General features: G+C 64.9%; 11 protein-coding genes. All 11 read right to left on the bottom strand.

Annotation, left to right across the window (positions count from 1 at the left end):
- Positions 1–38 precede the first annotated feature (38 nt).
- The gene (locus B1991_RS04800) at positions 39–581 is read right to left on the bottom strand and encodes a class I SAM-dependent methyltransferase (protein WP_136257571.1); all 543 of its coding nucleotides are present in this window, start codon (positions 579–581) and stop codon (positions 39–41) included.
- Positions 582–709: 128 nt separating this feature from the next.
- Complete coding sequence (locus tag B1991_RS04795) at positions 710–2,122, bottom strand: mannose-1-phosphate guanylyltransferase/mannose-6-phosphate isomerase (protein ID WP_136257570.1); 1,413 nt, start codon at positions 2,120–2,122, stop codon at positions 710–712.
- Between the two features lie 231 nt (positions 2,123–2,353).
- On the bottom strand, positions 2,354–3,307 hold the full coding sequence (locus tag B1991_RS04790) for a glycosyltransferase family 2 protein (RefSeq protein WP_136257569.1): 954 nt from the start codon (positions 3,305–3,307) through the stop codon (positions 2,354–2,356).
- Between the two features lie 151 nt (positions 3,308–3,458).
- The gene (locus B1991_RS04785) at positions 3,459–4,412 is read right to left on the bottom strand and encodes a lysylphosphatidylglycerol synthase domain-containing protein (RefSeq protein WP_168709576.1); all 954 of its coding nucleotides are present in this window, start codon (positions 4,410–4,412) and stop codon (positions 3,459–3,461) included.
- 47 nt (positions 4,413–4,459) lie between these two features.
- Positions 4,460–5,398: an NAD-dependent epimerase/dehydratase family protein gene (locus tag B1991_RS04780; protein ID WP_246031058.1), complete on the bottom strand. Its 939-nt coding sequence runs from the start codon at positions 5,396–5,398 to the stop codon at positions 4,460–4,462.
- Positions 5,379–6,500 carry a glycosyltransferase family 4 protein gene (locus B1991_RS04775; protein WP_136257567.1) on the bottom strand — a complete coding sequence of 374 codons (1,122 nt, stop codon included), beginning with the start codon at positions 6,498–6,500 and terminating at the stop codon, positions 5,379–5,381. The genes B1991_RS04780 and B1991_RS04775 overlap by 20 nt, the downstream gene beginning before the upstream one ends.
- A gap of 211 nt (positions 6,501–6,711) precedes the next feature.
- Positions 6,712–7,440 (bottom strand): class I SAM-dependent methyltransferase, encoded by a 729-nt coding sequence (locus tag B1991_RS04770; protein WP_281280527.1) that lies wholly within the window; start codon positions 7,438–7,440, stop codon positions 6,712–6,714.
- A 282-nt stretch (positions 7,441–7,722) separates the two neighbouring features.
- Positions 7,723–8,667: an electron transfer flavoprotein subunit alpha/FixB family protein gene (locus tag B1991_RS04765; protein WP_136257565.1), complete on the bottom strand. Its 945-nt coding sequence runs from the start codon at positions 8,665–8,667 to the stop codon at positions 7,723–7,725.
- Positions 8,668–8,780: 113 nt separating this feature from the next.
- Positions 8,781–9,527 (bottom strand): electron transfer flavoprotein subunit beta/FixA family protein, encoded by a 747-nt coding sequence (locus B1991_RS04760; protein ID WP_136257564.1) that lies wholly within the window; start codon positions 9,525–9,527, stop codon positions 8,781–8,783.
- A gap of 113 nt (positions 9,528–9,640) precedes the next feature.
- Positions 9,641–11,701, bottom strand: a complete 2,061-nt coding sequence (locus B1991_RS04755; protein WP_136257563.1) for a glycoside hydrolase family 99-like domain-containing protein — start codon at positions 11,699–11,701, stop codon at positions 9,641–9,643.
- A gap of 50 nt (positions 11,702–11,751) precedes the next feature.
- On the bottom strand, positions 11,752–13,761 hold the full coding sequence (locus B1991_RS04750; protein WP_342773761.1) for a glycosyltransferase: 2,010 nt from the start codon (positions 13,759–13,761) through the stop codon (positions 11,752–11,754).
- Positions 13,762–13,785 lie beyond the last annotated feature (24 nt).

Raw genomic sequence — 13,785 nt, 5'->3', positions numbered from 1 at the left:
GGTGGTTTACCAGACTGCCTTGCTCCTTGATGGACAGGTCAGTCGCTGATTTTCCTGACCCAGACCTGATAGCCCTTTTCCAGCAGTTCCAGCTTGTGTGCGTAGCAGGTCAGAAAGGCATCGACAGCAACTTTCGGGGTGCCATGCTCATTGAACGCCGGGTCATCCCACAAGTAGTCATCGAACGCCATGATGCCCCCAACCTTCATGCGCTTGAAGGTCAGTATGGCATCCTCCAGCACGTCGCATGACCAGTGGCTGCCGTCGATGTAGGCGAAATCGAACGCGTTGGTTTGCAGTGTTGGAACGACTTCGCTTGAAACGCCGATACGAAGCTCCACCTTGAGCGGTTGGCCGCTCTCTACCAAGTTGTCCCACAGGTTGGGCTGCTGCAGAAGATCAATGGCGACGATTCGCGCATCCGGGTGGGTAAGGATGTTCTCCAGCATCCACGTGGTCGATCGGCCTTCATGGGTGCCAATTTCAAGTGTCTCGCAAGGGGTTCCTGCCAGGTGTGCAAGATGTTTCTTGAAAACTTCAATGTTTGGGCTGAACCAGTCGTACTCGAAGTGATAGACCATGCTCGGTACCCTAGGATAGCAAACAGCCCGCTGATCTTACCTCAGGGTTCGCTTTGTCGGGGCCGCGTTGGAAGACGCAGCGAACTGACTCGTTAACTGTATCGGGAGGAAACCGTTGCGAATCTCGATCACGCGCGACCGTAAACATCCTCCAGCCGCACGATGTCGTCTTCGCCGAGGTAGCTGCCGGACTGCACCTCGATCAGCTCCAGCGGCACCTTGCCCAGGTTGCGCAGGCGATGCACGCTGCCCAGCGGCAGGTAGGTGCTTTCGTTCTCGCTGAGCATGAAGACCTCCTGGTCGCGGGTCACCTCGGCGGTGCCTGACACCACGATCCAGTGTTCGGCGCGATGGTGGTGCTTCTGCAGGCTCAGTGCCGCGCCGACCTTCACCACGATGCGCTTGACCTGGAAGCGCTCGCCCATGTCGATCGAATCGTAGCTGCCCCACGGGCGGTAGACCTTGCGGTGCAACCGGTGCTCCGGCCGCTCGCCGGTCTTGAGCTGCTCGACGATCTGCTTGACGTCCTGCGCCCGGTCGCGGCGAGTGACCAGCAGCGCATCGGCGGTGTCGACAATCACCAAGTCGTCGACGCCAAGCACGGCGACCATGCGGCGATCGGAAGCGCGCACGTAGCAATGGTGGCTGTCCAGCGCCAGCACGTCGCCCTCCAGGCGATTGTCTGCCGCGTCGCGTTCGGAAGCGGCCCACAGCGCGTCCCACGAACCGATGTCGCTCCAGCCGCAATGCACCGGGACCACGGCTGCGCGAGCGGTCTTTTCCATCACGGCGTAGTCGATCGAATCGGCCTCGACCTGGGCAAAGGCGTCCTGGTCGATGCGCACGAAGTCGAGGTCGGTCTTCGCGCTCTGGTACGCATCCGCCACCGCGGCGTGCATGGCGGGCGCCAGCTGCGCCAGTTCGTCGAGCAGGCGCCGGGCCTGGAACAGGAACATGCCCGAGTTCCAGTCGTAGCCACCGCCGGCCAGATAGCCTTCGGCCGTGGCGCGGTCCGGCTTCTCCACGAAGGCTTCGACGCGAAAGGCGTCGCTGCCCAGGGCATCGCCACGGCGGATGTAGCCGAAGCCGGTCTCCGGCGCATCGGGACGGATCCCGAACGTGACCAGCCAGCCTTCGGCAGCCAGCGGCAAGGCCTTGTGCACGGCATCGGTGAAATTGCCGGCATCGCCGATCAGGTGGTCGGCGGGAAGCACCAGCAGGGTCGCCTCGGGATCCCGCTGCAGCGCCTGCAACGCGGCCAGCGCGATCGCAGGGCCCGTGTTGCGCGGCACCGGCTCCAGCACGATCGAGGCGTCGGTGATGCCCAATGCCTGCAGTTGTTCGGCAACCAGGAAGCGGTGCTCCTCGCTGCAGACCACCACCGGGCTCGCCGAATCCGGCAACGCGCGGGCGCGAACCACGGTCTGCTGGAACAAGGTCAGCTCGCCTGCCAGCGGCAGGAACTGCTTGGGCAGGTTCTTGCGTGACAGGGGCCACAGCCGTGTGCCGCTGCCGCCACTGAGGATGACGGGGATCAACATGAAGCACTCCCTTTCGCGCTTCGGGTGGGGAAAGATGCGCCTTCACCCGCTGGGCGGGTGGAAAAGCAACGCCGGACAGCGCAGTTTAGCGCGTCAAATCTGAGGACGCCTTGAACCCGGTGCCCTGCCGGAGGGGCACTGCGTCGGCGGAGCTGGTGGCGTCGCCAGTCGATACGGGCAGTGGCGGACATTGCAGAGGCGAGGGATCGCGGTGGTGAACACCACGACGAATCAGTCCCGCTTGTGGTCCCCGTAGCCCAGCTTCTTCAATCGCGTATTGATGCTTTCCATCAGCTTGCGATTGGTGGCGACCAGGTCGCCGATCAGCCCCATCATGTACAGCAGCATGCCGAGGGTGACGCACAACGAGGCAAGGATCACCGATTGGATGTGCCCTTCGCCACCACCACTCAGATAGAAATACAGGAAGCGGCCACCCGCCACCAGTCCGATCAGCCAGAACACGGAGCCCACATAGAAAAACAGCGCCAGCGGGCGGTAGATCACGAACACGCGCAGGATGGTGACCAGCGAGCGCTGCACATAGCTGGAGATGCTCTTGACCAGTCGCGAGGGGCGCAAGTCGCCGTTGGTGCGGATCGGCACGGAGAGGATGGACAGGTTGCTCTGCCCGGCCTGGATGATCGTCTCCAGCGTGTACGTGTAGGCACTGAACACGTTCAGCCGCATAGCGGCCTCGCGCGAGATCGCTCGGAACCCGCTGGGCGCATCCGCCACGTCGGTCTTGCTGGCCATGCGCACGGCCCAGCTGCCCAGCCGCTGCAGCTTTTTCTTCACCCAGGAAAAGTGCGCGGTGTCGTCGATCGGACGCGCACCGATGACGATGTCAGCCTCGTGGGCCAGGATCGGCGCGGTGAGCTTGGGGATGTCCGCGCCGCAATACTGGTTGTCCGCGTCGGTGTTGACGATGACATCCGCCCCCAGCCGCAGGCAGGCATCGAGGCCGGACATGAAGCCAACCGCCAGACCACGGTTGACCGGGTGGCGGATCACATGATGAACGCCGTTCTGCCGCGCGACCTCGGCGGTGTTGTCCGTGGAGCCATCATCGATGATCAACCATTCAACCGAGTCGAAACCTTCGACTTCGCGGGGCAGGTCCGCCAGGGCGATCGCCAGAGTTTCGGATTCGTTGAGGCAGGGGATCTGGATGATGAGTTTCATGGTTGCCCTTGGAGCGGTTCACATGCGTGGGTTGTTTGCGGGACTGTCGGAGCTCTATGGCACGATAGCATTGAGATGGCCTGGATCCGGGTTGCTGACGCCGGATCTGCAGGACTAGGCCTCCATGGTGCAGTTCGGCTGCTTTTCTGCGTTAGCCCTCGCGTTGGCGAAACATCACTACGCCCCCCCAGGCAAAGTTGATCAGATCGCCCAGTGTGGTGGCTATGCGCAATGCGATAACAAGCAGGACGACTTCCACGGAAGGAAGCACGCCGCTGAGCCAGGCGCTCAATACGGCTTCACGGATGCCCAGGCCGGCCGGCGCGCCAGGGGCGATAAATCCGAGGATCCAGCTGCTGGCGAATGCGCCGATGAAGAATATCGGGCTTGGCACCAATCCATTCGCGGGGGCCAGCGAGCCGGCCACCAGCCACAGGCCGTAGCCGATCATGACGAAACTGCTTGCATACAACGCGTAACAGACGGTGACTGTTGCCGGATCGAGATGCAGCCTTGCCGCAGGTATCCCGGCGGTTTCGCGCACCGGGTTTCGCAGGCGACTCAGCCACAGCACGACGCGCGGCGCCAACAGCAACGCGCCCAGGGCACCCGCGGTCACCACGATCAGCAGCGGCACGCGGTACTGGGTTATCTGCAGTTGCAACAGAGCCTCAGGAGGGGCCCACAACAGCGTGAGCGCGCCGATGTGCGCGCTGGCGACCAGCGCCAACAGAAGCTCGTAGGCGACGGAAAGTAGCGCTGGCGACAATTGCACACCCATGCTGCGCACCAGCGCAACCCGCCCTATGTGCTGGGCCACATTGCCCGGCAGGTACTTGCCGAACTGGGTGGTGGCTAGTATTGGAAGTAGGCGCGTGAAGGCGGCGGCCTGACGCATGGCGTGCAGCAACCGGGTCCAGGCGAGAGCAGTCGTCAGGATGGAAAGAGTATAGAGCGCGGTAAGGCAAGTAGTGGCGAGCAGTACCTTGCTGTCGAGCAGCGCCGTCAGATCCTTGTCCGCCAGAGCGCGGTGCGCGTAGATCACGAAATAGATGCCGGCCACGAGCGCCAGCAGGATGCCAAGGCCTTTCAGCGCTCGTTTCATGATCGTCCTGGACCTCTTGCGATCATCGGGGCGGAGTGCGCGCGAAGTCAGGACTGGGCACGACCAGTCCACTCCCATGTTTGGGCCAGACCCTCCTTGAGGGGCGTCAGATGATGCCAGCCGTAAATGCTTGCCGCGTGCGCGGCACTCATCGCGATGCACGATGCATCCACGGCCCTGCCGGCATCGTAGCTGCGATGCAACGTTTGGCCGGTGGCCGCTTCCATGACATCGAAGAGTTCATTGAGGCTAACGCTGATGCCGCTGCAAGCATTGAAGATACTCGGGCCTTCGGGCATGGGAGTGTCGAGGACCATGTTGCAAAGTCGAACCAGGTCGTCGATGTAGACATAGTCGCGACGGACCGACCCGTCGCCCCATACGTGGAGCGTTTCGTTGCGACGGATTTTGCCGAAGGCTGCCGGGATGATGCCAAAGCCAGGACGTTCCGGCTGGCCCGGTCCATAGATGTTGGAGGGGCGCAGGATGGTGGCCTTGCCGTGGAACTGGTCGCACCAGGCAGATATGAGATATTCCGACGCGAGCTTGGCTGCGCCGTGATACGAGCGTGGATGGACGCGTGCGTTCTCATCGGATGGCAAACCGGATGTGTCCGCATAAAGCGAACCCCCGGAGGACATGTACAACAGTTCCACTTCGGGGTGCTCCTGAAGCGCCTCCAGCAGCGCGGCTGTCGTGTGGAGGTTGGCATTCACTTCCTGCAACGGTCGGGCTGCCGACGTTCCGGGCGTCGATGTCGAGGCGAGATGCACGACGGCACGACTGCGCGCGAGCAGGGATGCAAATGCCTCCGGCGCCCGAAGTTCGTCCACTATCGATTCGACGAGGGGATGCTCGAACCCGCGTGCGCTGCGATTGACGGCAATGACCGGTGTGTCCTTCAGGACAAGGGCGCGGGTGAGGCTTCGCCCGACGAAGCCGCCTGCGCCGAGAATGAGCACGGGCTCAGTCATCGCGGTTGTCATCGAGAAGATCCATGTATATGAGCCGATAGCGATTCGCGCAATCGTCCCACGTGCCGAGATCCTCGGCTACGCGACGACGGGCGGTTTCCCCGAAACGGCGATTGGTGGCCTTGTCCTCCAACATGTTCAGCGCCTCGCCGTATGTTTCACGGGAATCGCACAGCAACCCCGTCTCGCCGTCGATCACGACGGTGGCATGGGCCGGCATGCGGGAGGCGATGATAGGCAGACCAGCGGCCATCGCTTCCAGCATCACCTGCGGTCGTCCTTCGGCGTGACGACTCAGCGTCAGCAGCCCGCAGGCACGCGGAAACCACTCGTTCGCCAGTTGTTCCGGTGCGACGGGGCCGTGATAGTGCACCCAGTCTGGCACATCAATCTCCTGCTCCATTGGGCCGAACAGGTGAAGTTCGCGGGACCCGTCTTTGAAGAGACGGGAAGACCAGTCGAACAGTGGCCCGAGCTTGTCTGCGGTAAGGCGTGCAACCACGATCCAGCGATGGGGTTCACCGGCGGCCCATATCCGATTTATCGCGTACCAGACTGGATCAATGCCGAAGGAAACCGGACGGATTTCCGCTATGTCGCCGAACGCGTGTTGCAACGAGTCACACATCCACTCCGCGTTCGGGCAAATGGCGATTTTGCGCCCGCGCATCATGCTGCGCAGCAGCGGACGCATGAGGGGTAACCGGAGCAGCTTCAGGTCGTTGCCCAGTACGGTTATGAGTGCAGGCTTTCCATCGCGCGGCAACGGCAATGCAGACTGCAGCCAGTTGACGTGGTAGATATCCGTTTCCGGATGCCGCCGATACGCCTTGGCAAGCAAGGTCAACAGCTTGATCGGTGCAAACAGCGCGCGGATGCCGCCGCTCCGCATCATGTGCGATATGCCGCCGAGGTCGACCAGCTTGCCGAGCCATCGGGCTTCCGCAGGAGTAGTGCTTTTGACGGCCCGTTCGGGCAGCTCGCCAGGCGGTGCCCATACGTTGAGTTCAATGGATGGGGCACGCGCCAGCGCGAAAACCATGTTCCGTATGAACACCCCGCGCCAACCGGCCGCGTCGCGTGGATACATGGTACTCACCAGGAACACGCGCATCACTTCGTTCCGTTGTTGATTTTGGCCTCAGCAGAACGGAGGATGGGGTTGGGCATGGATGACGTCCGTTTTGTATTCAACATGCACTCCATGGGAGTTGATTCACGCGTGGAGTATGGATCGGTATGTCCGGCAGCCGGATCGCCGTGTTTGGCGATGGCGCGCGGTTTCACGGGGCAGTCGCACTTTGAAGCAGGTTGTTGCGGCAGCGCTATGTTCCATCCGGGATGGAGACCGATTCATCTGGCTTGCGCACTTCCAGATAATGTCCGGTGGAAATATTCGCCCAGTCGGGCCAGACCAGTGACAAGAGCCAGGTCGCTACATTTGTGGCGAGTATCGCAATCATGGCCACCGGCAGCAGAAGCCCCTTCAAGACCCCGCGCCTCGTGTCCACGCCACCGGCGATTGCGAGACACAAGATCAGACCGGCTGCGCGCACCGCATGGCCCGAGTGATGGAGATCGATGACATCCAGTTCGGCGCGGGCCATGTCCCTTCGCAGGCCGAATTCGGTGAACCGCTGGAAGTCGTAAGGTTCGTTGTGCACCGGATAAAGGAATGGCATGGAGATCCAGGCACGCCCCCCGGGCTTCAACACGCGCGCTATTTCACGGACTGCCTGTGCCGGATCCGGAACGTGCTCAATCACTTCCAGGCAAACCACGCCATCGACGCAGGCGTCGGCTACAGGCAACCGGCACGCGTCGGCAAAAATGTCTGGCCTTGCGTTGTAGAACTCGTTGCCGGTTGCCGGATAGTCCAGAGCAACGTAGCTTGCTGCTTCCGGCAAGTGGGCGGCTATCCATCGGTCCGCTGCGCCGATGTCGAGAATCAGACCGGTTGCACTTGCGAGACCTCCCGGGACCTGGCGTCGTCCCAACAGCCATTGCGGGTGCACGGGGGTGCGCCGAAGCAGTCGGGCGCAGTCACGTATCATGCCCATTGTCAGTTTGCCTTCGAGCGATTTTGCTCGATATCCGATCTGCGCACATGCGGAGCGACCTGTTTCAATTTCGACTCTCGCGATGTGGGAGCTTCCGGGTTCATTGAATTCCCCCTTCCTGAGCAAACTGACCGTTCATGGTAAACGAATCACCCAGATCGAGGAATTCCCCCGCCTGTGTGGATCGGGATGCAACGTGAACCATGCGCTGCAAGAAGTTCGGCTGGCGCCAGCGGGCCAAGGCCTTCAGCGCAACGGGTGGATTAGACCGCGCGCTCAGCCCAGTGCCGCTTCAAGCTCCGGAATGATCTTGAACAAATCCCCCACCAGGCCAAGATCGGCCACCTCGAAGATCGGCGCCTCGGCATCCTTGTTGATCGCCACGATGGTGCCGGCGTCCTTGATGCCGGTGAGGTGCTGGATGGCGCCGGAGATGCCGATGGCCATGTACAGCTCGGGGGCGATGATCTTGCCGGTCTGGCCGACCTGCATTTCGTTGGGGCAGTAGCCGGCGTCGACGGCGGCGCGCGAGGCACCCACGGCGGCGCCGATCCTGTCGGCAAACTTGTAGATGATGTCGAAGTTTTCCTTCGAGCCCACGCCGCGGCCGCCGGACACGACCTTGCTGGCACTCTGCAGGTCGGGTCGGTCGCTTTTCCCCTGCTGCAGTTCGACGAAGCGGGTGTGGGTGGGCAGCGCGGCATCGACGGTGATCGCCTCGACCGGCGCGCTGTTGCTGCCGCTGGCAGCGGCGGACCACGACGCCGTGCGGATCGTGGCGACCACGGTGTGCGCAGGGTCGGCCTCGACCGTGATGATCGCGTTGCCCGCGTAGATCGGGCGCTTGAAGGCGTGCGCAGCCTCCACGCTCATCACGTCGCTGACCTGGGCCACGCCGAGCAGGGCGGCCACGCGCGGGGCGACGTCCTTGCCGAAGGTGGTGGAGGGCACGAACACGTGGCTGTAGCCGGCGGCGGCCTTGGCGATTTGCGGTGCCAGCACGGCGGCCAGCGGGCGCGCGTTCTCGGGTCGGGCGATGGTCAGCACGCGGCTGACGCCCTCGATCTTCGCCGCCTCGGCGGCGATCGCCTCGGCGTTGTCGGCGAGCACCAGCACGTCGATCGCCTCGCCCTTCACGGCGACAGCGGCGCTTACCGCGCGAGCGGTGGAGGAATTCAGTTTGCCGCCCAGATGTTCGGCGATGACCAGGATCTTGCTCATGTGTGTCTCCAAAGCTCTTTGTTGTAGGAGCCCGCTTGCGGGCGATGCTTCTGCTCTGAATCTCCGAAGAAAGAGCATCGCCCGCAAGCGGGCTCCTACATCTGGAATAGGGTTTACAGCAAGCCTTTCTGCTTCAGCGCCGCGACCAGTTCGGCCGCGTCCTTTACCATCACGCCCTTGCTGCGCTTGGCCGGCGCGGCATAGTGCGTGGTCTTCAGGTGGTCGTTCGCCTCGACGCCGAGCGAGCCGAACTCGATCACGTCGATCGGCTTCGATTTTGCCTTCATGATGTCCGGCAGTTTGATGAAGCGCGGCTCGTTGAGGCGCAGGTCGGTGGTGATCACGGCCGGGAGTTCCGCCTCGATCACTTCCAGGCCGGCGTCGACTTCGCGGGTCACGGTGGCCTTGCCGTCGGCGATCTCGACTTTGCTGGCGAACGTGGCCTGCGGGCGATCCCAGATCGCGGCGAGCATCTGGCCGGTCTGGTTGGCGTCGTCGTCGATCGCCTGCTTGCCCAGGATTACCAGGTCCGGCTGTTCCTTCTCGATCAGCTTGAGGAAGATCCGGGCAGCGGTCAGCGGCTGCACGGCGTCCGCCGTGGTCACGTGGATCGCGCGATTGGCGCCCATGGCCAAGCCGTTGCGGAGATGGGCGGTGAGGTCGGCCGGGCCGATGCCGACCACGATCACTTCCTCGGCCACGCCCTTCTCGCGCAGGCGCAGCGCCTCTTCCAGCGCGATGTCGTCGAACGGGTTGGCGGAGAGTTTCACGCCGTCGGTGATCACGCCGCTGCCGTCGGGCTTGACCTGGATGCGCACGTTGTAGTCCACGACGCGCTTGTAGCCGACCAGAATTTTCATTCGCGAATTCCTACCTCGTTGGCTGCCCCTCCCGGGGCGCGGGAACGCCCATTCTACCCGGCATCAAACAATCGTACGAAATACGCGGCCCCACGCGATGGCGACACCTATAGTCAGCCGCTGCGCCTGGCGTACGGATAGGGTGTGGAAGCGGTCTCGGCGAGCCCCAGCAAGGCGGGCACGCCGGTTGTGCGGAACCCGGCCGCCGTGGCGGCGAGGCTGAACACGCGCTCGATGGCGTGCGCCAGGGTACCGTCGAGCTGCCCGGCCTCGGCGTCGAAATCCGTCACGCCGAGATGGGCGTCCAGCAGCACGCGCAGCGCGGCCGGTCGCGCCCAGAACATGGTGCCGGCGATGAAGTTGTCGCGGCTGACTTCCGGTGCGGGGATGCCGAGTCGGCGGGTGAGGTAGTCGACATTGGCTTCGTTCGCACCCCAGTAGTAGTCCAGTGGTTGCAAGTGGCCTTCTGCGTGCACCAGACCCAATGTGTGATCACTGCCGAACGCCGCCAGGATACGGCCCGCCCGTTCCGGCGAAAGCAGTTTGTCGAGCAGTTCGCGGCGCCAGGTATCACCATCCTGACGGTGGGTGGAACGTTTGCCGTGCAGCTTCAGCACGGTCGTCACACCCTCGTCGAGCAGGCGGTTGGCGACGTGCAGGAACGGAAGAATGTCGCGACCACGGTTTTCGAACACGTCGATGCGGGCATCCAGACCGAGCCGGGCCACCTGCTCGCGCACGGCCTGCTCGCGTTCTCCGGCAGTGGTGATGACGATGCGCCAGTCGATACCGCTGGCACGCAGTGCCGCGGCTAGCTCTTCGAGCAGTTCGGGGTACCAGATGTGCATGACGGCGCAGGGCCGTGGGTCGGCGGGCGGCATCGGCTGCAGTGCCTGGCGGGTGGCGTCCAGCCAGGCGTACCCCAGGCGGGTATCCGGTTCCAGCACGGCGCCTTCGGCCCATTCGTTCCAGGCGTTGACGAAGACCAGCGGCTGCGCCGGGAAACGCCGCTGCGCGGCACCGATCGCATGGCGCAGCCAGTCGCGGTAGCCGCGCGGCGAGGCATGCGCGAACACGCGACCGCCACCGCTGCGCCGCGGTTCGTTGTCCCAGCCCGGATTGACGCCGGGGTAGCGCGGATAGGCGGGCTCGGGCTGCGCCATCGACTGCCGGGCCAGCTCGCGCCAGTCGTGCACGTCGCCGCGGTAATCCGGGTTGAGCAGGTGCTGCCGCGCGGTGATTGGCGCGGGCGTGGTGTTGTTCGGCGGGAATTCCACGGCGGCGTCGAAGCCGATCGTGCGGGGGTCGACCCGATCGAAGCTCTGCACGTAGGCCAGATGGATTTCGCCAATGCCGTTGACGCGGCACCACTCGCGCCAGCGTTGCGCGGTTGCCTTCGGGTCCGGCAGCAGCCCGGGGCGGTAGACCAGCAGCAGCGGTTTGCCGTCGACGCGCAGGTAGCGCAAATCAGTCAGGTAACGTGCGGCGTGTTCGATGAAGGCCAGGTCGTCAGCCGGGCTGTGCCGCTGACCGATCAGGATGTCGTCGGCGCGGCCGTCCCAGCGACGCGACCAGTTTTCGTTGGCCCAGCACAGGCACAGCGGCAGGTCCAGCGAGGGATCGGCCAACCACTGCTGCAGTGGCGCTTCCAGCAGGGTCTTGCCGGCAAACCAGTAGAAGTAGCTGCAGAACGCGCCGACGCCGTAGTCGCGGGCCAGCTGCATCTGCCGGCGCATCGCGTCCACCAGGCGCAGATCGTAGAAGCCCAGCTCGCCGGGCAGGCGCGGTTGCACGTGCCCCTCGAACTGCGGCAGCGCGCGTGTAACGTTATGCCACTCGGTGAAGCCCTTGCCCCACCACGCGTCGTTCTCGGGAATCGGATGGAACTGCGGCAGGTAGAACGCCACCACGGTGGCGGGCAGCGGCGTCGGCAACGTGCCACTGCGCCAGGGGGCGAAACCGATCGCACGCGCGGCGGCCTGGATGCGCGGCCGATGCTCGGCGTGCGACGCTCCGGGCGACTGGCCGCGCGGCCCACGCGGCAGCAGGTCCACGTGCCGGTCCAGGAAACGCTGGCGCAGTCGGTCACGCGTGGCGCCCGGGATCGGGGTCAGCCGGAAGCCGGCGCGCAGCACGGTGAACAGACAGCGTTTGGCGAAGTCGCGGGCGGACATGGCGGCCTATCGGTGACGATGCGGAAGCATCGGCGCTGGCGCGAGCGTGGTCAATCCAGTACGCGCCGCAGGGCGGCAGCGGCGGCTTTGGCGGAAAAATGTTGCTGCACGTTGTCAAGGCCATTCGCGGAGAGTCGCTCCCATAGCGCCTCGTCGGCCTGCAACCGCAATGCCGCAGCGACGAAGGCGGCCGCGTCGTCGGCCACCAGCACGTTCACGTCGTCGGCAAGCTGCATGCCTTCCACTGCGATCGTGGTGGCGATCACCGGCACGCCGTGGCTCATCGACATGTTGATCTTGCCCTTCACGCCCGCACCGAAACGCAGCGGCGCCAGCGTGGCGAGGCAGCGGTCCAGCCACGGCGCCAGTTCGGCCACGCGGCCATGGAATTCGAGACCCGGCCTGGCCAGCTCGTGTCGCACCGCGTCGGGCATGTCGCCGAGCACATGCACGCGGATGCCGGGCAGCGCTTCGCGCAGTCGCGGCAGGATCTCGTCGGCGATCCAGTGGACCGCGTCGCCGTTCGGCGGGTGGCCGTAGCCGCCGATGAAGACCAGGTCGCGCCGCCCGGCATGCGGCTGCCGGCAGCCGTGCACCTCGTGGATGTTGGACAGCAATTCCACCCGCGCCTGCGGCAGCAGGCGCGCCAGCAAGGACCGCTCATGCGGGCTGACCACGAAGCTGACGTCGGCCTGTTCGATCAGGGTCAGCTCGCTGCGCCGTGCGGCTTCGGCCTGGCGGGCCATGGTGGCGCTGCCGCCGAGTTCGGCGGCGCGCCGTTCGCGCAGGAAGTGCAGATCCACCGTGTCGAACAACAGCTTTGCCTGCGGCGCATGCTGACGCACCAGAGCGGCATACTGGCCGGCGACGGTGTGCCGGCACAGGATCACCGCGTGCAGTTCGCTGCCGTGCTCGCGCAGCCAACGCGGCAGGTCCGCCACCCACGGCTTGCACAGCACCTCGCAGCCCAGTGCGCCGAGCGCGTCGATCTCTGCCGCGCTGGCGCGACCGTCGTCGGGAAGAAAGGCAGTACTCCAGCCCTGCTCGTCGAGCAGACGCAGGATCGCGCACAGGCGCAGCGAGCCGGAGTCGCGCGCAGGTTCCGGCGTCATCGCGTCCACCACCAGCACGCGGCCGCGCCGACTCCAGTGGATCGCGCGCTCCAGCGGCGTGCCGGCGGGCGGCTGGGCGGCGAGTTCGGTCGTCCATTTGTCGACGAACTTCGCCTGGTTGGGCCGCTGGTGGCGCTTCATGCCGCGGTCGAGGTCGGTGCCGGCGCTGATGCCCTCGCAGTGGATCGCCGTGCTGGCCGGCTCGTAGTACACGCGCAGGCCGAGCCGGCGCACCGCGAACGCGAGGTCGGCGTCCTCGTAGTAGGCCGGCGCATAGCGCGCGTCGAAGCCGCCGACGCGTCCGAACACTGCGCGACGGATCAGCAGCGAGGCGCCGGAGACGTAGTCGACCTCGCGCCGGCAGCGATACAGCGGCAGGTCGCGCGGCTCGAAGCGGCCGATGGTCCAGCAACTGCCGTCGGCGAACACCAGGCCGCCGGCTTCCTGCAGGCGGCCGTCCGGATAGACCAGCCGGCTGCCGGCGATGCCGCAGTCGACGCGCTCGGCGAAGCAGCGCAGCAGCGCATCCAGCCAGTCGGAGGTGACCTGGGTGTCGTTGTTGAGGAACAGCAGGAACTCGCCGCGTGCCGCCTGGGCACCGGCGTTGCAGCTGCCGATGAAGCCGAGATTGGCCGAGTTGCGCAGCAGGCGCAGGCCGTTGACTTGCGCCAGCGTGGCGGCGCTGGCGTCCGGCGACGCGTCGTCCACCACGATCACCTCGAACGGCGCGTGCGCACCGTGGCGCGCCAGCGAGCGCAGGCAGGCGAGGGTGTAGGCGAGCTTGCCGTGAACCGGAATGATCACCGACACCTGCGGCTGCTCGCTCGCCGGCAGCGCGAACGGTGCGAACGGTTCGTCCAGCGGCAGCAGTGCCAGTGCTTCATCCTGCTCGGGACGTGACTGGAACTCCTGCCGCATGCGCGCCAGCGTGCCGCGCCAGCCGCGCAACGCGAGGCTGCCGCGCGTGCGCTG

Source organism: Rhodanobacter lindaniclasticus (assembly GCF_004799035.1).
Taxonomy (GTDB): domain Bacteria; phylum Pseudomonadota; class Gammaproteobacteria; order Xanthomonadales; family Rhodanobacteraceae; genus Rhodanobacter; species Rhodanobacter lindaniclasticus.
This window is presented reverse-complemented; position numbering and strand designations above follow the sequence as displayed.

Bases quoted from the DNA above. Each gene is read 5' to 3' on its own strand.
- B1991_RS04800 (WP_136257571.1), bottom strand. From the start codon at position 581: ATGGTCTATCACTTCGAGTACGACTGGTTCAGCCCAAACATTGAAGTT.
- B1991_RS04795 (WP_136257570.1), bottom strand. From the start codon at position 2,122: ATGTTGATCCCCGTCATCCTCAGTGGCGGCAGCGGCACACGGCTGTGG.
- B1991_RS04790 (WP_136257569.1), bottom strand. From the start codon at position 3,307: ATGAAACTCATCATCCAGATCCCCTGCCTCAACGAATCCGAAACTCTG.
- B1991_RS04785 (WP_168709576.1), bottom strand. From the start codon at position 4,412: ATGAAACGAGCGCTGAAAGGCCTTGGCATCCTGCTGGCGCTCGTGGCC.
- B1991_RS04780 (WP_246031058.1), bottom strand. From the start codon at position 5,398: ATGACAACCGCGATGACTGAGCCCGTGCTCATTCTCGGCGCAGGCGGC.
- B1991_RS04775 (WP_136257567.1), bottom strand. From the start codon at position 6,500: ATGCGCGTGTTCCTGGTGAGTACCATGTATCCACGCGACGCGGCCGGT.
- B1991_RS04770 (WP_281280527.1), bottom strand. From the start codon at position 7,440: ATGATACGTGACTGCGCCCGACTGCTTCGGCGCACCCCCGTGCACCCG.
- B1991_RS04765 (WP_136257565.1), bottom strand. From the start codon at position 8,667: ATGAGCAAGATCCTGGTCATCGCCGAACATCTGGGCGGCAAACTGAAT.
- B1991_RS04760 (WP_136257564.1), bottom strand. From the start codon at position 9,527: ATGAAAATTCTGGTCGGCTACAAGCGCGTCGTGGACTACAACGTGCGC.
- B1991_RS04755 (WP_136257563.1), bottom strand. From the start codon at position 11,701: ATGTCCGCCCGCGACTTCGCCAAACGCTGTCTGTTCACCGTGCTGCGC.